Consider the following 25,012-nt stretch of genomic DNA (forward strand, 5'->3'; position numbering starts at 1 on the left):
TATTTCTGGCTGGAGATGCAGTTGGAAAGCGGAGTTGATGATTAATTAACTCTTAATTTGGTAATAAAAGGTATACAGATTGGGTATATCTATATATAAGGAGGAGAATACAGTATGACAGACACAGCAGTATCTTTTAGCAAAGAAGAATTTAAGAAGAAGGTCGTAAGCAATTGTAAGTCTTTGTATAGAAAGAACATAGATGAAGCTGACAAACAGCAGGTGTTCCAATCAGTGGCATATGCAGTTAAAGATCTTATAATAGATAAGTGGATAGCAACTCATAAGACATATGATAAGGAAGATCCTAAGGTTGTATATTATATGTCAATGGAATTCCTTATGGGTCGTGCACTTGGCAATAATATGATTAATCTTACTAAGTACAATGAGATAAAAGAAGCTCTTGAAGAATTAGGTCTTGATATCAATGTTATCGAAGATCAGGAACCTGATGCGGCACTTGGTAATGGTGGTCTTGGAAGACTTGCAGCATGTTTTCTTGATTCTTTAGCTACACTTGAATATCCAGCATACGGCTGTGGTATAAGATATAAGTACGGAATGTTTAAGCAGGAGATTAAGGACGGATATCAGGTAGAAGTTCCAGATAACTGGTTAAAGGATGGCAATCCATTTGAGATTAAGCGTTCTGAATACAAGTATGAAGTAAAGTTTGGTGGATATGTACGTTCTTACAGAGATGAAGCATCAGGACGTGATATATTCGTTCAGGAAGATTACCGTTCAGTTATAGCCGTTCCATACGACCTTCCTGTTATTGGATATGGCAATAACACAGTTAATTCACTTAGAATATGGGATGCAGAGCCAGTTAATACATTTAACTTAAGCTCATTTGATAAAGGTGATTACCAGAAGGCTATTGAGGAGGAGAACCTTGCTAAGAATATCGTAGAAGTTCTTTACCCTAATGATAACCACTATGCTGGTAAGGAATTAAGACTTAAGCAGCAGTATTTCTTCGTATCAGCATCAGTACAGAGAGCTGTTGACAGATATAAGAGTATGCACAACGGTGATGTAAGAAAGCTCTATGAGAAAGTTACATTCCAGCTTAATGATACACATCCAACAGTTGCAGTTGCAGAGCTTATGAGAATTCTTATGGATGAAAATGGTCTTGAATGGGATGAGGCATGGGATATCACAACTAAGACAGTTGCATATACTAACCATACTATTATGGCAGAAGCACTTGAAAAATGGCCTATCGAATTATTCTCAAGACTTCTTCCTAGAATTTATCAGATAGTAGAAGAGATTAATAGAAGATTTGTAGAAGAGATTAAAGCTAAATATCCTGGAGATCAGGAAAAGGTTAGAAAGATGGCTGTTATCTATGACGGGCAGGTTAAGATGGCACATCTTGCTATATGTGCAGGCTACTCAGTTAATGGTGTTGCAAAGCTTCACACAGAAATCTTAGAAAAGCAGGAGCTTAAGGACTTCTATGAGATGATGCCAGAGAAGTTCAACAACAAGACTAATGGTATTACACAGAGAAGATTCCTTCTTCACGCTAATCCACTTCTTGCAGACTGGATTACAGACAAGATTGGTGACGGCTGGATAACAGACCTTAAGCAGTTAGAGAAGCTTTTAGTATATGTTAATGATGAAAAAGCAAGACAGGAATTTATGCAGATTAAGCATAAGAATAAAGTAAGACTTGCTAAGTACATTAAGGAGCATAATGGAATAGATGTTAATCCGGATTCAATATTTGATGTTCAGGTAAAGAGACTTCACGAATATAAGAGACAGCTTCTTAATATTCTTCACATAATGTATCTTTACAATGAGATTAAGAAGAATCCAGATATGGATATTGTGCCAAGAACATTTATATTTGGTGCAAAGGCAGCAGCAGGTTACAAGATTGCGAAGCAGACAATCAAGCTTATCAATAATGTAGCAGAAGTAATCAATAATGATGAGTCTATCAATGGCAAGATTAAGGTTGTATTCATAGAGAACTACAGAGTATCTAATGCTGAGATTATATTTGCAGCAGCAGATGTATCAGAGCAGATTTCAACAGCTTCTAAGGAAGCTTCTGGTACAGGTAATATGAAGTTTATGCTTAACGGTGCTATGACACTTGGAACAATGGACGGTGCTAACGTAGAGATAGTACAGGAAGTTGGAGCAGACAATGCAGTTATATTCGGACTTAGCTCAGACGAAGTTATACGTTATGAGAATGAGGGCGGATATGACCCAATGGAAATCTTCAACAATGATCAGGATATAAGAGAAGTTCTTATGGAACTTATCAATGGTAAGTATTCTAAGGAAGACCCAGAGATGTTCAGAGATATTTACAATTCACTTCTTAATACACAGGAAGGCAGAAGGGCAGATACTTACTTTATCCTTAAAGATTTCTGTTCTTATGCAGATGCACAGAAGAAGATTGATGAAAGATATAGAGATGAGAAGAGCTGGGCTAAGACAGTTATGATTAATTCGTTCAAGGCTGGTAAGTTCTCATCGGACAGAACTATAGAAGAGTACGCTACAGAAATCTGGAAGCTTACTAAGACACCGGTTAAAGTACAGTAATAACAAGAATAAATTCTATCCATAATTCATACTCTTTAATATGCGCCATATAAGTGCAGACATAAAGGAGTGCTGAATGTTGGATAGAATTTTTTTAAGCAATTCATATAGTTATAGAAATAAAAAATGCGTGGCGGTAATTGTATTTATCGCCATATATCTGCTTATACCGACTATTGTTACACTGAATGTTACAGGAGTTGTGTACACGCCTGTGAATGAAGATTACAGCGATGGAAGAAAAGTGATTGTAAAATACAGAAATGCCACGCAGGAGGTAAGCGTTGACAGATTCGTAGCAATGGTGCTTGCCAAAAGGCTTTATATGAGCAGTGAAGTAGAAGTTCTTAAAGCAGAAAGCATTATGATAAGGACAGATGTATACAGGCTTATGGGTGAGCAAATGATTATAGACAGCAGTGAGCTTGGAATGGAATATATGACGACACAGCAGATGAAAAGCAAATGGGGGAAGGATTACGAGGATAATTATAATCTTGTTAAGGACTGCACGGCTGCGACAAGTGGACTTGCAATCAGGTATAACGATAAGTATATTGAGGCAAGATATACATATATAACATCTGGAAGCACGCTTTCAGGGGCTTCAATACTAGGTGATGAGTATGCTTATCTTTCAGCAGTGGAGTGTAATAATGATAAAAATGCACAGGACTATCTTGTTGTTAAGACTATAAGCAATAAAGATTTTGTTAATTCATTTGAGAAAAAATACGACAGCATTAATCTTGATAAAAATAATCTGGCACAGCAAATTCAGATTGTATCCAAGAATGAAGCTGGTTATGTGTTAAAGCTTCAGATAGGGAATGTTGTTATGTCGGGAAGTGAATTTGCATATGTACTTGGTATTAATTCGCCCAATTTTAGTATTGAATATATGCAGACTGGCGTTAAGATAACGACAATCGGTGTTGGAGAAGGCTTTGGTGTCAGCGTATATACGGCAGATTGTATGGCAAAGGCTGGCTCATCTTATGAAGATATTATAGAAACATTTTATAATAAAATAAATATAATAAGTGAATAATACGCAGGATTATGGAAAGCATATTAACATAGAAAGGTTTTGATAACTGTAGGTTTTACCTACAGCACCGGACTTTATGCCCTTTATGGGTAGGAATGGAGGTTAATATGGATAAGAACACAGCCAGTAAGACAAAGATAGTTTCAATCGTTATATCATTAGGAATTATTGCAACACTTATTATAGGAGTAATTTCGGTGGTAAGAAGCGTTAATTCCAATAGAAATAATGAGAATAACATTGTTAATCTTAATGAAACTCAGGAAGATGTTGCAATAAAGACAGAAGATGTGACGGACGATGTGCTGGGGAATATCGATGATGAATTACAGGAAGCTAATGCTGGTGCAAGTATGGCGGTGGATACAGATAATATCAGTAATAAAGCAGATAATACCTATAACACACATAAAGCTGGCACTGACGATGCAGATAAGGAAACTGAGCCGACAGTTCCACCGACTTTATCATCAGAAGAAGTTATGGCTGAGGCAATGAAGAATTTTGCATTTGATGAGAGCAACAAGCTTGCGTGGCCAGTGCTTGGTCAGATTGTACTCGACTATAATATGGACGAGACCATTTTCTTTAAGAGTCTTGGAATGTACAAATGTAATCCGGCAATTATTATACAATCCGAGGTAGGAACTAATGTTGCAGCGGCGGCATCGGGAATTGTAACAGATGTGGCTAATCTTTCAGAAACAGGAACAACAGTTACAGTATCAATTGGAAATGGTTATGAAACAACAACTGGTCTTATAGAAAATGTTAATTTGAAAAAAGGGGATAAGGTTGTAGCCGGACAGCTGATTGGTACAGTGGCAAGCCCAAGTGCATACTATATAGAAGAGGGTCCTGGAGTGTATTTCAAACTTACACAATATGGAGAACCAATAAACCCAGACACATATTTTGTGGAATAGATAAAATAAGCACCCACTTAATTTCTTACAATAGTTTCAAATCATATATTATTTATATACGGCTTACAGTGGGTGCTTTATATATATTTTATGTAATAGGAAAATCCAATATAATTCCCTGTTAGATAAAAAGCAATATGTGCCGGTAATGCACACCCGTGCGAAGATGTAGTTTGTCGCAAACAACCGCACCTGACACGAGAATGTATTTTGCATATTCTTTTTATCTGGCAGTAGAATTAATTAAGTTCATTATTATAGGAATAGCGTGGCTTTCCTTGCTTTCTGACATAGCGTTGATATATGTCTGTCTGTTAGTATAGAGTTCATTAACAGCTTTTAATAAGCTTTCTGGTGTAAGGTCTTCCTCAAATAATACACTTGAATAACCATGCTCCTGAAATGATTTTGCATTAAGAATCTGGTCGCCACGGCTTGCGTTAGCTGAAAGTGGAATTAAGAGGTTAGGCTTTTTAAGGGCTAATAATTCACATATAGCGTTAGCACCAGCTCTTGATATTACGATATCGCTTATTGCAAATAAATCGCGCATTTCCTCACTTATATATTCAAATTGTACATAGCCTTCAATGTTGTTAAGTGAGTTATCAGTCTTGCCTTTTCCACAAAGGTGAACAACCTGATAATCTTTAAGAAGTTCAGGAAGAACTTTTCTTACCGCTTCATTAACGTGAACAGCACCAGTACTTCCGCCGACAACCATAATTATTGGTTTGCCACTTGTGAAATTGCAAAGCTTAAGTCCGGCAAGCTTATTACCCTGTAAAAGCTCCTGACGGATAGGAGAGCCTGTAAGAACAGCCTTGTCAGCAGGAAGGTACTTGATAGTTTCAGGAAAATTACAGCATACCTTTGTAGCCTTTTTAATAGCTATTCTGTTGGCAAGTCCTGGTGTCATATCTGATTCGTGTATGATAACAGGAATGTGCTTGTGTCCAGCTGCAAGTACAACTGGAACAGATACGAAGCCGCCCTTTGAGAATATGATATCAGGCTTAATTCTTCTCATAAGCCTGCGTGCCTGAAAATATCCCTTTATAACCCTGAATGGGTCAGTAAGATTTTTAAAGCTCTTATAACGTCTTAATTTACCTGAAGATATTCCATAGTAGGGAATATCCAGATTTTCTATTAATGTCTTTTCGATTCCAGTGTATGAACCAATATAGAATACTTCGTAGCCAGCTTCCTTAAGGCTGGGAAGTAATGCTATATTAGGTGTTACGTGGCCGGCTGTACCACCACCTGTTAATATAATCTTTTTCATAGCCAATCCTCATTTTCTTAATTATAATTATTGTTTATGGTAAATTTTAAAATTTTATAGCAGTAATTTACTGTTGCATTAGTGAGTGTCAGAATTCACGCGGTGTTATTATATTTTGTGTGAAAACCTTTCCTTGAAACTGCAATGCCTGCATAGCGGTTCAACTGCATATTTGTCATTGAATCCCTGAACAAATGCCTTGCTTTTATCGCTTTCAAGTATATCAGAAAGCGGAGTATCAAGTATATTGCCAAGAGCCATAACGCCGTTGCCGTCAAGACAGCAGGGTACAACTGTTCCATCACTTAATATGGCAATATGTGTGCGTATTCCCTGACAGAAGCCGCGTTCGTTATAATAACTTCCGTTAAGTTCAGGCCATTCAAATGGACTTTGCACATTGACATAAAGATGACGTTTGATAGTGCAGTTTCGCTCACCAAATAAAAATGGCTCATTTTTCGTGTTCCATAATCTTAACGAAATCTCTGTATCAGTCTTATCAAGAAGTGTCTCACAGGAATAGAACAAATCATTAATATAAGTATCCATATCTATGCAGTCGTTGTCATCGGCACTGTGCATAGATACATTAATCTGGTGTACTGGATATTTAATCAAAGTATCAAGTCTTTGTCTTATAAGCGTTCCATTGGTAGTGAGGTTGACCGTTATGCCACAATCCCTGCACAGGGAAAGTATGTCGGCAAGCTGTGGGTGAAGCAGTGGCTCACCCTTGACGTGAAGATATATATAATTCGTATACGGACGTATTTCATCAAGTATATGTCCGAAATCTTCAATCGGCATAAAATGTGCCGGGCGTTTGGTTTCCTGACAGAAAGAGCATTTCAGATTACAGGAACTTGTTATTTCTATATATATTCGTTTGAAGCGTTTAATATTTCCCATAAATTACTTATTGGCAATATATTGCTTGAGTGCAGTTGCAAGCTGGTCAGGACAGGATGTTGGCTTAAAGCCGCATTTAATTCCTTCCATACGTTTGATAGCTTCGTTAACGTCCATGCCCTCAACAAGTGCGGCAACACCCTGGGTATTACCAGAACAGCCACCCTCAAACTTAACGCCAGTAACCTTATTATCGACTACATCGAATTCAATAGAACGTGAACATACGCCTCTTGTAGTATATTTCATAATTATCCTCATTTCTACGCACAGTCAGTTAGTACAAAAATGTTATATAGACGGAAATGCATTGTGTGCGTTCAACGCATCCGAAGTTTCGAAGAAACATCTAAGTGACTACGAAGTAGTCATATTATATCATATGCCCTGCGTTGTTTTTCAACGCATCCGAAGTTTCGAAGAAACTTCTAAGTGACTACGAAGTAGTCATATTATATCATAGTTTTTGCGCAGTTTTTCAGCGCATCTGAAGTTTCGAAGAAACATCTAAGTGACTACGAAGTAGTCATATTATATCATATGCCCTGCGTTGTTTTTCAACGCATCCGAAGTTTTGAAGAAACTTCTAAGTGACTACGAAGTAGTCATATTATATCATAATTTTTAAAGAGTTGTATTATGTAAGATGTAATTAATTCAATATTCAGGTGAAAATCAGAGTAAATCAAATGATTTTCGTTTATGATGTTATAGTGATTAATATTTAAAAATAAAGCCTGACACAAACATTGTGATATTGCCAATTAATTGGTACAATAAGTAAAACGCATTTTAACTGTGAATAATTAACTAATAAAGTAATAACAGGAGATTAGTGTGGAAAACAGATTTTCACACAGTGGATTTGTGTCTGTGCGTACCATACACAAACCAGTATGCGAAAAATGTGCGCAGAAATGAGGATTATTATGATAGGTATTATTGGAGCTATGGACGAAGAAGTAGCTAAGATAGTTGAAGCTATGGAAATTGAAAGACAGGAAGATAAGGCTTGTATGTCATTTAAGGCTGGAAAGCTTAATGGCAAAGATGTTGTTGTTGTAAGAAGCGGTATCGGCAAGGTAAATGCGGCAGTATGTACACAGATACTTGTAGATGATTTCGGCGTTGATTATGTTATTAATACAGGAATTGCAGGTTCACTTAAGGCAGAGATTAATATTGCAGATATTGTTATATCAAGTGATGTATTACATCACGATATGGATGCTTCAGGATTTGGATATCCTTTAGGACAGATTCCAAGAATGGACGTATTGTCTTTTGAAGCAGACAAGCACCTTATAGATGTTGCCAAAGAGGCTTGTGCTAAGGTTCTTCCAGAGATAGGTACACATATTGGCAGGGTTGTAAGCGGTGACCAGTTCATATCAGACAAGGCTGTTAAAGAAAGAATATCAGCTAATTTTGATGGATACTGCACAGAGATGGAAGGTGCAGCAATTGCACAGGCAGCATATCTTAATAAAGTTCCATTTGTTATATTAAGAGCAATCTCAGATAAGGCTGATGATAGTGCAACTATGGATTATCCTACATTTGAGAAGCAGGCGATTGAGAATTCGGTTAAGCTGATTAAGGAATTGGTGGGACAGATATAGATATAGACAGATATAATTTCTGCTGATTTATTATGTCGGACGCGGAGTGCGGTTGTGGCAAATGGTTGTGACAAACGGACGGGCTGTGGCTAGGGGCTGTGGTGGTGCGTGTGAGACTGCTATAAGATAATTGGATATTACTAAGTCATTCCCGGTGGAGTTGTGGTGCCGGACGCACCGCTCCAAATTCGCCATCGTGGCTCAGTTGTCGCTTGCCCAGACCTCGTGTCTGGGCATTGCTGTATGGTGGAGGGAATGACTAAGAAATATCAGCAATTATCTTATAATGTCAGTCCTCACACGCACCACCACAGCCCCTACCCGCACCCCTGTCGGGTTGCGATGGCAGGGGCACACACTACCGGGGTTGCGGATAATAGGGCAGAAATATGGCTGGGAAGGGAGATAGGAGTGTGGCTGTCAAGATGTAGTGGTTGGAAAGCTGTACAAATCAGTGGGACCTGTAGTTCGTGAAGTTAGCTGTAGAGGTGTACTGTATATTCCTTCACAATGCAGGAATTAAGGCAGACGGCTGGACGGTTGTGTCAGCGCGGGCTGGCGGGGGCTTGTTACGCAAGTATTATAAGTACAATTGAGATACAACTTAGCCTTTCCCCTCACCAAACAGCAATGCCCAGACACGAGGTCTGGGCAAGCGACAACTGAGCCACGATGGCGAATTTGGAGCGGTGCGTCCGTTCTCTTTGCCTATCGGGAAAGGCTTAGTAGTATCCAATTGTCTTATAACTTAAGTAACGAGCTCCCCGCCAGTCCAGCCACACAACCATCCAGCTGTCTGCCTTAATTCCGTCCGTTATAAGCCATAATTATATAATCATAAATCCAATATTACAGAAATTTATATCATATCATCTTTATAATGCCCTGATAGCGCGCAACCGCCTAAATCCCAAGCATCTGACTATAAACCTTCAATGCCCCATCAGTATCGTGTGCCAGCACTCTCTTAGCAAGCACCTTTCCAAGCTGTACGCCTTCCTGATCGAAGCTGTTGATATTCCATAAAAATCCCTGGAACATAACCTTATTCTCAAAATGAGAAAGTAAAGCACCTAAAGACTTAGGAGTAAGCTTATCTCCAGTTATAATGCTTGAAGGTCTTCCACCTTTGAAAGTCTTATTAGGGTTATTGTCATCTTTTCCACACGCAAATGCAACAATCTGAGCCGCTACATTAGCACATAACTTTTGCTGGCTTGTGCTGTCCTGAATAGTAACATCATTTTCAAGCTGGCTGTTCTTAAATCCAATGAACTGTAAAGGAACGATATTAGTTCCCTGATGAAGGAGCTGATAGAAAGAATGTTGTCCGTTAGTTCCTGGTTCACCGAATATTACTGGACCTGTAGGGTAATTAACCGGTTCATTAAATCTGTTGACGGACTTACCATTAGACTCCATATCAAGCTGCTGTAAATGTGCGGGGAAACGGCTTAAGCCCTGTGAGTATGGAAGTACAGCAGTACATTCATATCCAAGTACATTACGTTCATATACGCCGATAAGTGCATCAAGCATTGCTGGGTTCTTAAGAACGTCTTTGTTTAATGCAAGCTTGTCTTCCGCAGAAGCACCTTCAAGGAAATCCGCGAATACATCAGGACCAAATGCCAATGATAATACAGCACCGCCTACAGAAGATGTTGAAGAGAAACGTCCTCCGATGTAATCGTCCATATAAAATGCATCTAAATAATCATCACTTTTGGCAAGAGGTGAGGTCTCGCTTGTTACTGCAATCATATGCTTTGCAGGGTCAAGACCAGCTTCCTTAAGAGCATTTTTAACAAATGATTCATTAGTTAACGTCTCAAGAGTTGTTCCAGACTTAGATACAAGAATGAATAATGAGTGTGTAACATCAATAGAAGTAAGTACAGCAGATGCATCATCTGGATCTACATTACTTATAAAATGAGCTTCCATTTTAAATGAATTATTTTTTTTAGCCCAGTTCTCAAGAGCAATATACATAGCACGAGGACCTAAATCACTTCCACCGATACCAATCTGAACAACAGTTGTGAACTTCTCGCCAGCACCATTAGTAATAGCACCATTATGTACCTTGTCAGCAAATTCAGCGATACGCTTCTGTTGTGTTGTATAGAATGTACGCTTGTCTACGCCGTCAGCATTAACAGCTTCACCGAGCTGTCCGCGTGTCATATGGTGGAGTACAAGTCTGTTCTCGCCGGTATTAACAACTTCGCCATTGTAAAGAGCAGCAAATTTGTTTGAAAGTTCAGCTTCTGTAGCAAGCTTTTCAAGTGCCTTAAGAGTTGTATCATCTACTTTCTTAGCTGCGAAGTTGTAGTTAAGTCCCTCAGCCATAGGAATATTATATGTCTTAACACGTTCAGCACCAGCTTCGCCCGACATAACCTTATTAAGGTCAACAAGCGGAGTTTCCTTTAATTCCTTAAAAGCTTCAAGTGTGTCAAGATTGTTCCAATTAATCATAAAATATCTCCTCCTAGTATAATTGAGTTGTAGGTAATTGCGAAAACTGCTAAGACCATTCGCAATTACCTATAATAAGTTGCAACATTAAAAGATATAATGCCAGAATATATCGAAATAACATTTAAAATGTTATCCATTAAGGCATTATATTGATATATTGTCGCACAAAATATCTTAATTGAATTATACTATCAATGTCTGTCGAATACAAGGAGAAAAGTCGTTATTATCTATCATTTTCCATCTGCTTAAGTTCGGGGAGAATGGTACACAGCATAGTTATAAAACATATGCTTCCGCCAATTATATTAGATACAGGTTCGGCTGCAAATACACCATTTGTTCCCATATTAAGAGCGTAAGGCATAATATATGTAAGAGGTATTACAATAAATACTTTTCTTAATAAAGAGAAGAATATAGCCTGTTTTTTCTTATTAAGGGATTTGAAAATGGTCTGTCCGATGTATTGCAGGTCCATAAATATAAAGGCGGCAAAATATATCTTCAATGCTGATACTGCATCTTCCATAAGTGAAGTATCAGAGCTGAAAATATTAATAAGCATATGAGGGGCAAGAAGTATTATGCTCCACATAACTGCGGTATATCCTAATATTAATGCCCCCATAGTAAGTCCGGCTTTACGCACCCTTCCTGGCCTTTTGGCACCATAATTATAGCTGATAATTGGTGAAGAACCTTCGTTGATTGCGTATATAGGTGTCTCAACCATTTGCCGTATGCTTGAAACAATAGTCATTACAGAAATGTAAATATCGCCGCCGGTAACTGAGAGAACATTGTTACAGCATATTGATACAAGGCTGTTAGTAAGCTGCATTACAAAGCCGGAAGTACCAAGGCTGATTATATCTTTTGCAAAATTCAGACATTGTGGCAGTTCATTTTTTCTTATAAAGCTTATCTTTAATTCAGCTTTAAATCTTAAGAAATATATTACAAATGAAGCTGACATAAGCTGTGAAATAACAGTTGCCACAGCCGCACCTTTTATTCCAAGATTAAGGATAAATATAAACAACGGGTCTAATATAAGATTGGCAATAGCACCGATTGCAACAGAGAGCATACCGATTGTTGAGTAGCCCTGTGCATTGATAAATGGGTTCATTCCTGTTGCTATCATTGAAGGAAGGGTTCCGATAAGGTAAATGCACAGATAAGGATATGCGTACTTAAGTGCTGTGTCAGAAGCTCCAAAGAGTGTGAGCAGAGGGGCTGCAAATAAGAGGCATATGCACATAAGAATAATTGCGGAGCCGCAAAGCATTGTAAAAGAAGTGTTCATAATGGTGTTAGCACTTTTTTCATCACCCATTCCTCTCTTAATTGAGAATAAAGGTGCACCTCCGCTTCCAAAGAGATTGCTGAAAGCGGTCATAATCATAATTATTGGAAAGCATAGTCCAACTGCACCAAGGGCATTTGTTCCGACATCGGGAATTCTTGCAATGTACACTCTGTCTACAATATTGTATAACAGACTTAAAATCTGTGCCACAAGCATAGGTATAGCCGCATTTAAAATATTATTGGTTATAGTTCCATTTTCAAAATCAATACGTTTCATATATTTCACTTTCTCCATTTGTGATTAAAAAGTTATTAATAAAGATTATATATTTAATATTACATATATAAAATGTTATTCCTTAAAACGATTGCAAGTATATCACTTTGATATTGTAAACACAAATTAAAACTTATGTAAAATTAAACGATAACATTTACAATTGAATTATAAATTACAGAGAAGTATAATTGAAATGTCAGAAAATGAAGCCGTGAAAAGTTATGTTTTATAGGCATACAAAGGCAGAATGGAGGTATTATTATTATGAAAATTCTTATGCTTGATTCGTCTACATACGGAGAAGATGTTAATGTAGACAAGTTCTATGGTCTTGGTGAGGTTAAGAGCTACCAGACAAGTACAAGGCAGGAGGCACTTGAAAGAACTGCCGGGTTTAATCCGGACGTTGTTATTATCAATAAGATTGTTGCAGACAAGGAATTTATAGATTGTGCACCAGCTTTAAAGATGATAGCAGAAACAGCAACGGGTTATAATAATATTGATATTAATTATGCTAAGGAAAAGAATATAAGAGTAGCTAATGTTGCGGGATATTCAACAGACTCAGTTGTACAGCATACATTTGCATTGGGACTGTATCTTATAGAGAAGATGAATTATTATGACAACTATGTTAAATCAGGTGAGTATGCAGAATGTCCGATTTTTTCACATTTTTCCAATGTATTCCACGAACTTTCAGGAAAGACATGGGGCATAGTTGGTCTTGGAACTATAGGAAAAGGTGTTGCAAAGATAGCCTCAGATTTCGGATGTAAGGTTATATATTATTCAGCAAGTGGAAAGACACAGGATGTGCCTTATGAGAGAGAAGAGTTTGACGAATTCTTGAAAAAATCAGACATAATATCTATTCATGCACCACTTAATGATAAGACCAATAATCTTTTTAATAAAGAAGCATTTGATAAGATGAAGACAAGTACAGTGCTTTTAAATCTTGGACGAGGTCCTATCGTTAATGATGCAGATTTAACAGAGGCGCTTGAACAGGGAAAGATTGCTGCGGCAGGACTTGATGTACTTGGAAAAGAGCCTATAGAAAAGGATAACCCGCTTCTTAGGATTAAGGATAGTACAAAGCTTGTGATTACACCACATGTAGCGTGGGGCACAGTAGAAGCAAGAACAAGACTTATGGACGAAGTATATGAGAATATTGCAGCTTTCACTAAGGGTGAAGCAAGAAATGCGGTAGTGTAAGTGTAGAAGAAATGGCAGTATAATAAGCGGAATGGAGAAGAGTATGCAGATTTTATCAGTTAATGATGATGAATTTAAGAAATATGGACGTGTAGTTGATAATGTGGATTTTACAGAGCTTATACAGGAATTAAAAAGAACTCCAATACCATCAGGTGTTGTATATGAACCAGCAGTAAAGGAGCTTGAAGCACTTCCTATAAGGCTTGACATTTCCTCAGTTGTATATGGTGAAATGCCAATTCAGATAGGTTACTGTAATGGACATAATTCAAAGCTTAATGCACTTGAGTATCACAGGGATTCAGAGATTAATATTGCGGCTACGGATATGATTCTTATGCTGGGACTGCTGACAGATGTTAACGATGATTATACATATGACACAGCTAATGTAAAAGCTTTCAGGGTTCCAGCAGGAACGGCTGTTGAAGTGTATTCTACAACACTTCATTATGCGCCTTGCGGCATAGATGGTAAGGGATTTCAGGTTGCAGTCGTGCTTCCAAAGGGAACTAACTATCCATTAAAGTCAAAGCATATAAGAATAGATAATAAAACAGCCAGCACCTCAAATGAGAATACTGGCAGTAGTAATATCAATGAAGATGCACTTCTTGCGGCTACTAATAAGTGGCTTATAGGCCACGCCGAAGGCGGTCTTGATGATAGTGCATATATTGGACTTAAGGGTGAGAATATTGAGATTTAATCTTCTTCAATAACCTGAACTTCCATATAAGCAAAGTCAATTGAATCAATAAAATTATCTTTAGTAAATCTTACTTTAGAGTGGCGCTGGAAGTCTGCTATATTAGAGTCAAGCCATATAGGCTCGCTCAGATCGAATGTATAGCAGGCTTCTTTTATGCCATCAAATATCTTTTTGGTTCTGTTAATATCTATATCAGAATTAGCATAGACCATATCTTTCATAAGATGATTGGACTCATCGAAAAGTTTACACCATAATCGAAACATATATTTTCTCCGTTCTTACATTAATATAGGCTGGTAATCTGTGGCTGTATTATATGTCTGTGTCGCAGCTGAATTTTAGCTGCGAGTCGTAACTTGTTGTATTACTCACTAGCACGCTCTGAGAATATTATGTTATATTCATTTGAAGGGTATACCTGACTAATAAATGAAGTAAGAATAGTCTTAGCGTTATCAAGTGCCCTGTCGTACAAGCCGCTGTTTATTGCGTCTGATAAAGCATTTTCTCTTAGCTGGATTAAAGAGTCGTTATGCTCAGTAAGTGTTATAGGAGAGAAAATGTTGTTCTCCTCGTGTAGTACTTTGAAGGAGTCAAGGTCAATGTCAGCCGATAAAGTCTTAACTTCAGGAATGTCTACATATATGTTATGGCTTGTATCGTCAGTGTCGCCGAGCTGCCATTTGACATCGCTGAAATTAATTCCAGCCTTGATAGTTGTATTATATGTATATATGTATTTGGATTGTGTCAAAGGTATGCTTACATTAAACAGCTTAAGGTCTTTGGTTTCAACCCTTACAGTAGTGGTTGTTACTGACTGGGTTGCAAGCTCACCGATATTTTCAAAGCCGATTTCTGTAATCTTTTCATCAGAAACGTAATTGCTTTTAGCTTCTTTTCTTGTGTATACAAGCACAGCACATAATAATATGATGATTATTACAGCGATTATAAATTTAATATCGAGTACCTTTTGTAACTTATTGCGGGACATAGTAATCCTCCATAGTAGTAGTTTTATAATAGCGTTGTTGCATATATATTAATCATATTAATGCGATTTTATCATAATGTAATAAACAGGTCAAAAATATTTTTGTCTTATAGGTTAATAAAGTGCTGGAATTTTAAAAATGGAATTCTGTTATGTGCAATTTGATATATAATAAAGAAACCTGATGCTTACGCACCAGGCTTCTAATATGTGATACATATAATAAAGATTAGCAGAAGACCGGCATATAAAAGAGGGAAGCCAGTCTGTTTGGACTACTAGTCCATATTAACATTAAGATGTCTAGGAAGACCATCAACCATAATTGGTGAAAGTTCAGCCTGAATTAATGGTCTGATATAGTGAATAAGGTCTTCTGTGACAAAATCATCTTCAGTAATCCACTCAAGTGGAACTTTCTTCTCGATGTTGGCAATCTGGTGTACATCGTGTGTTTCTGTAATGCACATATATGGATCATCAGAAACTCTCTTAAGTACAACAACTTTACCAGTCTCGCCTTCAAATGCAGCCTTAACAGCAGCACCACCAACGTTGAATGCTTCTGTGATATCTGTACGAGATGTCATATGAGCTGCACAACGCTGTAATGTTGATAATTCAATAGCTCTTGTCTTGATACCAAGTTCAGAACCGACTTTGTTAGCAAGGAACTTAGCAGAACCAGCTAACTGCTTGTGACCGAAAGCATCAACGAATTCAACGTGGTCAGAAAGTTCAAATACATATCTTCCGTCCATAACTTTAATACCTTCAGAAACGGCGATTACCATTGAACGTCCCTTAGAAGCGATTTCTTTAACTCTTTCAAGGAAGTGGTCAATATCAAATACCTTTTCTGGAAGATAAATGAGGTCTACGCCTTCACAATCCTCGCCTCTTGCAAGAGCAGAAGCGGCTGTAAGCCAACCAGCATTACGTCCCATAATCTCAACGATAGTTACTGTTGGATAGTCATATACAAGACCATCGCGGATAATCTCTTTCATAGTAGCGGCTATGAATTTAGCAGCACTACCAAATCCAGGAGTGTGGTCAGTAACTGCAAGGTCATTATCGATTGTCTTAGGAACACCCATAAACTTGATATCACTGCCTACAAGAAGAGCGTAGTCAGAAAGCTTCTTGATAGTGTCCATTGAATCGTTACCACCTATGTAGAAGAAGTATGAAATGTTGAGTTCTTTAAGTATTTCAAAAATCTTCTCGTAAGTATCTCTGTCATCAGATATTTCTGGGAGCTTATAACGACATAAACCTAAATAAGAAGAAGGTGTTCTCTTTAAAAGGTCGATATCGATATCAGTCTTAATCTTCTCTGAGAGATCTACATACTGCTTGTCAAGCAGACCCTTGATGCCGTGAAGCATACCATATACTTTGTTAGCTCCTCTATCTTTTGCTGTCTTGAATACACCTGCAAGACTTGAATTGATTACGGAAGTTGGTCCACCAGACTGTCCTACGATAACATTACCTAACATAAATGTCCTCCGAAAATTATTATAATAATAAAGATGTAAACAGACCTAAATTCCCTCTAGACTTAAATCTGTCATAAATATTTTATTAAATTAATATTAACATAATTAAAGCAATCATACAACTTAAAAAAGATAATTAATTTAATAAATTCTTCCCACCAAAACAGGAAACTTTCAAAATATTTATAATATGATATAATGAGCGCAAAAGAAAAGGAAGCGGCTGCGAAGCAGACATTTACTTTTCTTGCGCCATTAACGAACGAACAGCCATGCGAAGCAGGGCGGGATAGCGCGTAGCGCGGGTTCGTGAGTGTACGGGTTAAGAAAGAGTAAATTATGATATAATATGACTACTTCGTAGTCACTTAGAAGTTTCTTTGAAACTTCGGATGCGTTGAAGAACAACGCAGGGCGAACGCCCGACAGTCAAGGGAAGCGAAGCTTTCCAAGACGCACCCGGCGAGGCAAATTGGCAAAAAGAAAAAAGCAAAAGGAAGAAAACCAGAAGAAACGAAAGGACAATTGAAAGATGAGCAAACAGACATGGAAACCCGGCAATATGTTATACCCAGTACCAGCAGTAATGGTTAGCTGTCGAAGAGAGGGTGAGAAGCCTAACATAATTACTGTTGCGTGGGCAGGAACAATATGTTCTGACCCTGCTATGGTGTCAATATCAGTGAGAAAGGAAAGATACAGCCATGATATTATAAAAGATTCAGGCGAATTTGTGGTCAATCTCACAACAAGAAAGTTATGCTATGCAACTGATTACTGCGGTGTTAAATCTGGAAGAAATACGGATAAATTCGCAGATATGCACCTTACACCACAGCAATCGGTTAAGATAGCTGCACCGGCAATAAAGGAAAGCCCTGTTAATATTGAATGTAAGGTTAAGGATATTATAGAACTTGGAAGCCACGATATGTTTATAGCGGAAGTTGTAGCTGTAAATGTAGATGAGAAGCTTCTTGACAGCAAGGGTGCATTAAGGCTTCAGGATGCTGACCTTATAGCATATTCACACGGACAGTATTACACACTGGGAGATAATATAGGCAAGTTTGGATACTCAGTTAAGAAGTAAAGGGTTTATTGCGTAGCACGGAACAATTTGTAGGTATCAAAGTCTGGGGCTTTTGACCCCGGCATCATAATAATGAACAGTTCATTATTATTTCACTATTTATAAGAAGTGTAAGACTTTACAAATAAGCATATGCGTGGTAGTATAAAATTTGTTACGAAAATGTTACAGAAATATTACGTCATTATATTATACGAATAATGACATTAAATATACTATTTGTTGGAGGAATGTATGACACGCATAACGAGATATGGTAGGGAGATGAGAACTACCTTTATCGCGACAATGTTTATTGCATGCCTTGTAATAGTGATAGGTATTCCATTTGTATCAAAGCAGATGTTTGATAATGAGGTGGGATATTACAGTATTTCTATTCAGGGTAATTATATTGGCGCTGCTAATACAGAAGACGAAGTCAATGTTGCACTGGCTGATGCAAGATTACAGCTCTGCAAAGAATTTGCAGATTATATATATATGGACTGCGATGTTAAGATAACAAAGCAGAGAAGAGCGATAGCGAAACGTATGACTACCAAGCAGTTACAGAATGCAATATACAGTTCATTATTTGACTGTATCGTTGATGTTGAAACACAGCTTGCTTATACTGTAAGGGTTGATGATAATATGGTAACTCTTGCTACTAAAGAAGAAGTTGAGGAGTTATTCAGAAAGATTATACAGCCATACAATGTAGCTGATGAGTTTGAACCTGTCATAAAGGCTGGAACATCGATTGATGAACAGTACACAATTGCTATCAATAAGAATGAGGAAGAGTCAGTTCAGGATACACAGATAGTTGCTTCATTCTTTGAAGATAATAATTCGGAAAATGGAACTAACAAGAAATCGCCTGACCAGCTTATGGGAATTGATTTTGCGGAAAATGTATCTGTTAACGCAGTAAGCGGGGATAAGGCAGATGTAGTGTCTGTACAGGAAGCTTATGACATTTTAACAAGAGAGAATAAATCCCAGGTATCTTATATAATAAAGGAAGGCGATACTCTTGAACAGATTGCCAAAGATTATCAGATGACTTTGGATGATCTGCTTAAGCTTAATGACATAGCTTCACAAAATGTGGTTGTTGTACCAGGCGATGAGCTTGTGGTAACAGTACCGGATACGCAGATAACAGTGCTTACAACCAAGCAGCTCTCGTATGATGAGGACTACAAGGCGGAAGTGAGTTATATTGACGATAATAATAATTCAAGAGGGACTAATACAATTCTTGATGAGGGAACGTCAGGAAAAAGAACGGTGGTTGCTAATGTCACATATGCTAATGGCAGGGAAGTGGCAAGAGATATTGTAAAAGAGAATATAACAGAGGAGTCAAAGCCTGGGAAGATTGCAGTGGGAACCCTTACACAGACTGATTATATTAAGCCGGTGGCAGGAACTTTTGTTTCGGGTTATGGAACTGGAGAAGATACAGTTAATTACGGCGTTGACTGGACGTGTAGTGAAGGCATAACAGTTGTTGCAGCAAGAGCTGGTAAAGTTACAAGAGCAGGCTGGTATGGTGGATATGGTTACTGTGTTGATATACAGCATGAAGATGGAAGCCTGACAAGGTATGCTAATAACAGCAGATTTACTGTCAGTGTTGGAGAGCAGGTAAGTCAGGGCCAGCAGATAGCGTTAAGTGGAAGCACAGGCGATGTGACAAGTCCACGTCTGCATTTTGAAATATGGATTGATGGCACAAGGGTTAATCCTCTTAATTATGTTAATAAGAACTAGAATAAAACGTACAAAGGGTGTGGATATTTTCCATACCCTTTTTAAATCATAATAAAATGCGGATAAGACAGATTGACATAATGATATGGTGTGATATAATCATAAGGATATTGAAATATTTGAACATATACCTTAATATATTTAAGGATAACGATAGAGTAATACCATAATTGTAACGGTATAGAATATGAGATTATGGTTAAGATATTTAGAGATTAGTAACTTTTTATGAATTAGTAAGTAGTGACAGAGGTGCGAATTATGGAACAGTATGTTGTCAAGGGAGGAGTGCCACTTCGTGGAGAGGTGTCCATAGGTGGAGCAAAGAATGCCGCACTTGGTATTCTGGCAGCAGCAATTATGACGGATGAGACCGTAACAATAGAGAATGTGCCTAATGTAAGAGACACAAGAGTGCTATTACAGGCAATAGAGGGCATAGGTGCAAAGGTTAAATATATATATAACAACACAGTTCAGATTAACGGGGGTTCAATAAGCGATCTTAATGTTGAATACGAATATATCAGAAAGATAAGAGCTTCTTATTATTTACTTGGGGCACTTCTTGGAAAGTATAAGGAGTCCAATGTGGCACTTCCGGGTGGCTGTAATATAGGAAGCAGACCAATAGACCAGCATTTAAAGGGCTTTAAGGCTCTTGGAGCAAAGGTAAATATTGACCACGGAGTTGTAAGTGCGAAGGCAGAAAATCTGGTTGGAGGTCATATTTATTTTGATGTTGTAACAGTTGGAGCAACAATTAATCTTATGATGGCATCATGTATGGCTGAGGGAGAGACAATTCTGGAGAATGCGGCAAAAGAGCCACATATTGTAGATGTAGCGAACTTTCTTAATGCTATGGGTGCTAATATTAAAGGTGCAGGAACAGATGTTATAAGAATTAAGGGCGTGAACAGGCTTCACGGCTGCACATATTCAATAATACCTGACCAGATTGAAGCTGGTACATTTATGATGGCAGCAGCAGCCACAAGAGGAGATATTGTTATTAAAGATGTAATTCCAAAGCATCTTGAGTCAATAACGGCAAAGCTTCTTGAGATGGGCTGTAAGCTTGTTGAGGGCGATGACTGGATAAGAGTTATAGCTGAGGGTGAAGTGGGAAGCACTAATGTAAAGACACTTCCGTATCCTGGTTTTCCTACAGATATGCAGCCTCAGATAGCAGTAGCACTTGCACTTGCCAAGGGTTCCAGTATGGTTACAGAAAGTATATTTGAGAACAGATTCAAGTATGTTGATGAACTTAACAGAATGGGTGCTAAGATAAAGGTTGAAGGTAATACAGCATATATAGAAGGTGTGGAGAAGTTCACATCGGCTCAGTTATCTGCACCTGATTTAAGAGCCGGAGCGGCTCTTGTTATTGCTGCACTTGCGGCTGACGGAATTTCACAGATAGATGATATTGAATATATTCAGAGAGGTTATGAGGATTTTGAAGGTAAGCTCTCAGCACTTGGTGCAATTATTGCTAAAGTGGATTCAGAAAGAGAACTTCAGAAGTTCAAATTAAAGATTGGCTGATAATAATGGACTGCGGATATTTTTATGATATCTGTAGTTCATTTTATTTTTATATTTTTAATACTTTGTTATAATAATAGTGTGCTAATTTGTGGTATTATTATAAAGTGATTAATATATTTATATAATGATGTCCGATTTATAATAATAATGTTAAGATGTTATAACATTTGGATATTTAATATATAATATTTAGAGAGAATACATATTTATAGCAAGAGGAATATATGAAATTAAGAGATAAGTTAAAGATTTCATTCTGCGTAATGATAATACTTCCGGTTATTATGCTGTGTGTGTTTGTCGTAGGAATTTTCAAAATGCAGTCAGACAGCATATGCAAGACATATAATGTTGAAGGTGATACGGTGTTATTATATTTTTATTCGCCTATGACGTTGTTTGGAAGCATAACCGATGATGTGTATGAGCAGGTAAGAGAACAGGCAGAGACCGAACCAGAGAAGTTTAATAACAGAATATATCTAGAGGAGCTTAATGATACATTAAAAGAAAAGTTATCAAAGCTTGTTGTAAGAAAGAATAATAATGTTATATACAATTCGACAGGGTTAAGTTCAACAGAGCTTATTAATATACTTCCAGAGTATGAGATAGATGGAAGTAATATTGTAGATGTTGCAACATATAAAGGTGGAAGCTATCACAGCCTTATAAAGCAGGTTGATTTTACAGATGATTTCGGGAATACATATAGTGTATCAATACTAACTTCTGTTAAACAGAGTGTTCCACAGATAAGACATATGATTGTTGAGCTTATAGTAGTTATAATACTTATTCTTGCAATTACGAGCCTTATTCTTAATCTGTGGATATATAGTTCGATTATTAAGCCGGTTAATAAGCTTAAGCTTGCGACAGATAATATTAAAGAAGGTAATTTTGATTTTGAGATGCCCAAAGTACCTGATAATGAGATTGGAGATGTGTGCAAGGACTTTGAGGAAATGCGTCTTATATTAAAGAAGTCGTCAGAGGACAAGCTCCAGTCGGATAAAGAAGAGAAGGAACTTATAAGAAACATTTCCCACGACCTAAAGACACCTCTTACAGCAATCAAAGGATATGTAGAGGGCTTAAGGGATGGAATTGCAGATACACCTGAGAAGCAGGCAAAGTATGTTAAGACAATTGCTAATAAGGTTAATGATATGGATAAGCTAATAGATGAGCTTACTATATATTCAAGGCTTGATGCTAACAGGGTATTGTATACATTTGTTAAATTTGATGTGTCAGAATATTTTGATGACTGCTGTGATGAGATAGGAACAGAGCTTGATGCGGCAGGCATAGAGCTTAATTACAGAAATCATATTAAAGAGCCGGTCATAATTGCCGCTGACCCAGAGCAGTTAAAGAGAGTTATCAATAATATTATCAGCAACTCAGTTAAGTATATGGCTGAGGGGCGCAAGGGAAAGATAGATATAGATTTGTATGATGAGAGTGATTATGTACACATCATCATTGCAGATAATGGCAAGGGAATAGCTGGAAAAGATGTTTCGCATATATTTGAAAGGTTCTATAGAACTGATGAGTCGCGTAACTCGAAACAAGGAGGAAGCGGCATAGGTCTTGCGATTGTAAAGAAGATTGTCGAGGACCACAAAGGAAAGATATGGGCAGAGAGTGTTGAAGGAGAAGGCACTACAATGCATTTGAATTTACTCAAATATAATGTGCAGAACCCACAGCCTAAAGAATAACAGATTATAGAAAGATGAGGAATGAGATTATGAGCAAAGTATTAATAGTAGAAGACGAGGAAGCAATTGCAGATATTGAAAAGGATTATCTTGAATTAAGTGGATTTGAAGTAACAATATGCAAAGATGGTACAAGCGGACTTGCAGAAGCACTTGACGGAGAATATGACATCTGCATACTTGATGTTATGCTTCCGGGAATTGACGGATTTGAGATATGCAAGAAGGTAAGAGAGACTAAGAATATACCTATTATAATGGTATCAGCCAAGAAAGAAGATATTGATAAGATAAGAGGTCTTGGTGTAGGTGCTGATGATTATATGACTAAGCCATTTAGTCCAAGTGAACTTGTGGCAAGAGTTAAGGCTCACCTTTCAAGATATGAAAGACTTATTAACAGCTCGCAGCCAGAGAATGATATAATTGAAATACGTGGTATCAAGATTGATAAGACTGCAAGAAGAGTATTTGTTAATGGTGAGGAGAAGATATTTACAACAAAGGAATTCGATCTTCTTACATTCCTTGCTGAGCATCCTAATCATGTATATACTAAAGAAGAATTATTTAAGGAAATATGGGATATGGATTCTATCGGTGATATAGCTACAGTTACAGTTCATATTAAGAAGATAAGAGAAAAGATTGAGCTTGATACAAGCAAGCCACAGTATATTGAAACAATATGGGGTGTTGGCTACAGATTTAAGTTATAATCAGTTAATGGGAGCCGTCAGGATGGATAACTCCCTGCGTTATGTAAGGAGTATTAACCATAAATTATCACATAAGTATATCATAATATAGAAAGAAGTGTTGAATATGATTATTGAGAAAGATTATTTTGATGCTGAGGAAGTTGATATTGCTAATGCAATGAATGATAAGTCAAGAGCACCTATAAGAAAGATACGTCTTGCAACAACTGATAGTAATAAGTATTATGCAAAGGCAATTCTTGTTGGAGATCAGGAAAATATTCTGTCGGGTGAAATAGTATTCAGACCGGATTCACAGGTTTCCAAGGAAGGTCTTGCTTTCAGTAAAGTCATTATAAAGGAAACAGCTGACGTTGAGGAATATTTTAAAAATCTTATCAGATTTGAAGGCTATAGAATTATAAGTGAGAAAGCTGACAGTGAGAATTTCAGGGCTGGATATGATGAATTATGTATGCAGGCTAATAAACTGTTATTTATGAAAAGTGAATAAACGGAAAGAGAATAGTTAAGATGTTAAATGTCATATATGAGGATAAAGATAAAATAATAGTTAATAAACCGGCAGGGCAGCTTTCGCAGAGTGCCAGAGGCTTTGATATGGATCTGGTAAGCGAAGTGCTTACATATAGAAAGAATAAGGGTGAGGAAGCCTATGCGGCAATTATTAACAGGCTTGACAGACCAGTATCAGGTCTTGTGCTTATAGCAAAGAACAAGAAAGAAGCGGCAAGGCTTTCAGCACTTATGCAAAGGGAATCTTTATGCAAGCAGTATCTGGTACTTGTATGTGGCAGACCTCATAGTGATACAGGCACATTTACAGATTATCTTTTAAAAAATGGCAAAGATAACACATCAAAGGTGGTATCAAAGGAACAGGCAGGAGCAAAAAAGGCTGTGCTTGAGTATAGCCTTATTGACTATGACGAGGAAAGAAATGTTTCACGCCTTTTGATTAATCTTATAACAGGACGACATCATCAGATACGTGTCCAGTTATCATCAAGGAATCTGCCCGTTGTTGGCGATGGCAAATATGGTGGAAACCCAGCGGTTAAGAAAGCAGAGGAGTACCATATTAAAAGGGGCTGTATAGCATTATGTGCTAAGAGCCTTACAGTTGATGGAAAGGTGTATGAAATTGAGCCTGAATTTTCAGGAGGAAAATAGAAAGACTAAAAACAGAGATTGGACAGCTCAGGAAAACAAGCAATCAATATA

The 25,012-nt window shown here is 37.5% G+C and carries 21 protein-coding genes; 13 read left to right on the forward strand and 8 right to left on the reverse strand.

All coding sequences use genetic code 11. From position 1 onward, the window contains the following. The first annotated feature begins 114 nt into the window (after positions 1-114). From WMO42_RS08850 to WMO42_RS08860, 3 genes are all read left to right on the forward strand, one after another. Positions 115-2,589 carry a glycogen/starch/alpha-glucan phosphorylase gene (locus WMO42_RS08850; RefSeq protein ID WP_022501257.1) on the forward strand — a complete coding sequence of 825 codons (2,475 nt, stop codon included), beginning with the start codon at positions 115-117 and terminating at the stop codon, positions 2,587-2,589. A 76-nt stretch (positions 2,590-2,665) separates the two neighbouring features. Next, a complete protein-coding gene (locus WMO42_RS08855) occupies positions 2,666-3,640 on the forward strand; it encodes a SpoIID/LytB domain-containing protein (protein WP_349192070.1) in 975 nt (324 codons plus the stop codon). 107 nt (positions 3,641-3,747) lie between these two features. Next, on the forward strand, positions 3,748-4,566 hold the full coding sequence (locus WMO42_RS08860) for a M23 family metallopeptidase (protein ID WP_022501255.1): 819 nt from the start codon (positions 3,748-3,750) through the stop codon (positions 4,564-4,566). Positions 4,567-4,789: 223 nt separating this feature from the next. On the opposite strand, the gene WMO42_RS08865 is transcribed toward WMO42_RS08860, so the two are convergent. The 3 genes from WMO42_RS08865 to WMO42_RS08875 form a co-directional block, all read right to left on the reverse strand. Continuing rightward, positions 4,790-5,854: an undecaprenyldiphospho-muramoylpentapeptide beta-N-acetylglucosaminyltransferase gene (locus WMO42_RS08865; protein ID WP_022501254.1), complete on the reverse strand. Its 1,065-nt coding sequence runs from the start codon at positions 5,852-5,854 to the stop codon at positions 4,790-4,792. Between the two features lie 108 nt (positions 5,855-5,962). Continuing rightward, positions 5,963-6,766, reverse strand: a complete 804-nt coding sequence (locus WMO42_RS08870) for a radical SAM/SPASM domain-containing protein (protein ID WP_318255912.1) — start codon at positions 6,764-6,766, stop codon at positions 5,963-5,965. A 3-nt stretch (positions 6,767-6,769) separates the two neighbouring features. Continuing rightward, entirely contained in the window at positions 6,770-7,015 is a 246-nt protein-coding gene (locus tag WMO42_RS08875; RefSeq protein ID WP_022501252.1) for a TIGR03905 family TSCPD domain-containing protein, read from the reverse strand. Between the two features lie 680 nt (positions 7,016-7,695). On the opposite strand from WMO42_RS08875, the gene WMO42_RS08880 reads away from it, so the two are divergent. Next, the gene (locus WMO42_RS08880) at positions 7,696-8,388 is read left to right on the forward strand and encodes a 5'-methylthioadenosine/adenosylhomocysteine nucleosidase (protein WP_055306916.1); all 693 of its coding nucleotides are present in this window, start codon (positions 7,696-7,698) and stop codon (positions 8,386-8,388) included. Between the two features lie 903 nt (positions 8,389-9,291). On the opposite strand, the gene WMO42_RS08885 is transcribed toward WMO42_RS08880, so the two are convergent. Further along, complete coding sequence (locus tag WMO42_RS08885; protein WP_055176822.1) at positions 9,292-10,872, reverse strand: glucose-6-phosphate isomerase; 1,581 nt, start codon at positions 10,870-10,872, stop codon at positions 9,292-9,294. A gap of 229 nt (positions 10,873-11,101) precedes the next feature. Further along, positions 11,102-12,469, reverse strand: a complete 1,368-nt coding sequence (locus WMO42_RS08890) for an MATE family efflux transporter (protein ID WP_055176826.1) — start codon at positions 12,467-12,469, stop codon at positions 11,102-11,104. Positions 12,470-12,736: 267 nt separating this feature from the next. Between WMO42_RS08890 and WMO42_RS08895 the strand changes: the two genes are divergently transcribed. Together WMO42_RS08895 and WMO42_RS08900 are read left to right on the forward strand one after the other, a co-directional pair. Beyond that, complete coding sequence (locus WMO42_RS08895; RefSeq protein ID WP_055176829.1) at positions 12,737-13,699, forward strand: D-2-hydroxyacid dehydrogenase; 963 nt, start codon at positions 12,737-12,739, stop codon at positions 13,697-13,699. A 43-nt stretch (positions 13,700-13,742) separates the two neighbouring features. Beyond that, the gene (locus WMO42_RS08900) at positions 13,743-14,411 is read left to right on the forward strand and encodes a DUF4867 family protein (protein ID WP_055176832.1); all 669 of its coding nucleotides are present in this window, start codon (positions 13,743-13,745) and stop codon (positions 14,409-14,411) included. Here WMO42_RS08900 and WMO42_RS08905 read toward each other — a convergent pair. The 3 genes from WMO42_RS08905 to WMO42_RS08915 form a co-directional block, all read right to left on the reverse strand. Further along, positions 14,408-14,680 (reverse strand): hypothetical protein, encoded by a 273-nt coding sequence (locus WMO42_RS08905; RefSeq protein ID WP_055176835.1) that lies wholly within the window; start codon positions 14,678-14,680, stop codon positions 14,408-14,410. The genes WMO42_RS08900 and WMO42_RS08905 overlap by 4 nt on opposite strands. Positions 14,681-14,781: 101 nt before the next feature. Next, entirely contained in the window at positions 14,782-15,414 is a 633-nt protein-coding gene (locus WMO42_RS08910; RefSeq protein WP_055176839.1) for a DUF4230 domain-containing protein, read from the reverse strand. A gap of 278 nt (positions 15,415-15,692) precedes the next feature. Beyond that, on the reverse strand, positions 15,693-16,919 hold the full coding sequence (locus WMO42_RS08915; protein WP_090140972.1) for a 6-phosphofructokinase: 1,227 nt from the start codon (positions 16,917-16,919) through the stop codon (positions 15,693-15,695). Positions 16,920-17,451: 532 nt separating this feature from the next. On the opposite strand from WMO42_RS08915, the gene WMO42_RS08920 reads away from it, so the two are divergent. The 7 genes from WMO42_RS08920 to WMO42_RS08950 all read left to right on the forward strand — a co-directional run bounded on the left by WMO42_RS08920 (position 17,452) and on the right by WMO42_RS08950 (position 24,961). After that, positions 17,452-18,012, forward strand: a complete 561-nt coding sequence (locus WMO42_RS08920; RefSeq protein ID WP_022502347.1) for a flavin reductase family protein — start codon at positions 17,452-17,454, stop codon at positions 18,010-18,012. A 234-nt stretch (positions 18,013-18,246) separates the two neighbouring features. Then, complete coding sequence (locus WMO42_RS08925; RefSeq protein WP_349192075.1) at positions 18,247-19,776, forward strand: peptidoglycan DD-metalloendopeptidase family protein; 1,530 nt, start codon at positions 18,247-18,249, stop codon at positions 19,774-19,776. 261 nt (positions 19,777-20,037) lie between these two features. After that, positions 20,038-21,330, forward strand: a complete 1,293-nt coding sequence (locus WMO42_RS08930; RefSeq protein WP_022502349.1) for a UDP-N-acetylglucosamine 1-carboxyvinyltransferase — start codon at positions 20,038-20,040, stop codon at positions 21,328-21,330. A 227-nt stretch (positions 21,331-21,557) separates the two neighbouring features. Next, the gene (locus tag WMO42_RS08935; protein WP_055176845.1) at positions 21,558-23,066 is read left to right on the forward strand and encodes a HAMP domain-containing sensor histidine kinase; all 1,509 of its coding nucleotides are present in this window, start codon (positions 21,558-21,560) and stop codon (positions 23,064-23,066) included. A gap of 29 nt (positions 23,067-23,095) precedes the next feature. Then, the gene (locus tag WMO42_RS08940; RefSeq protein ID WP_022502351.1) at positions 23,096-23,785 is read left to right on the forward strand and encodes a response regulator transcription factor; all 690 of its coding nucleotides are present in this window, start codon (positions 23,096-23,098) and stop codon (positions 23,783-23,785) included. 106 nt (positions 23,786-23,891) lie between these two features. After that, positions 23,892-24,281 (forward strand): hypothetical protein, encoded by a 390-nt coding sequence (locus WMO42_RS08945; protein ID WP_022502352.1) that lies wholly within the window; start codon positions 23,892-23,894, stop codon positions 24,279-24,281. A gap of 20 nt (positions 24,282-24,301) precedes the next feature. Beyond that, a complete protein-coding gene (locus WMO42_RS08950; protein WP_055176849.1) occupies positions 24,302-24,961 on the forward strand; it encodes an RNA pseudouridine synthase in 660 nt (219 codons plus the stop codon). Positions 24,962-25,012 lie beyond the last annotated feature (51 nt).

Source organism: Lachnospira sp. CLA-JM-H23 (assembly GCF_040096425.1).
In the GTDB taxonomy this organism is placed as follows: Bacteria; Bacillota; Clostridia; order Lachnospirales; family Lachnospiraceae; genus Lachnospira; species Lachnospira rogosae.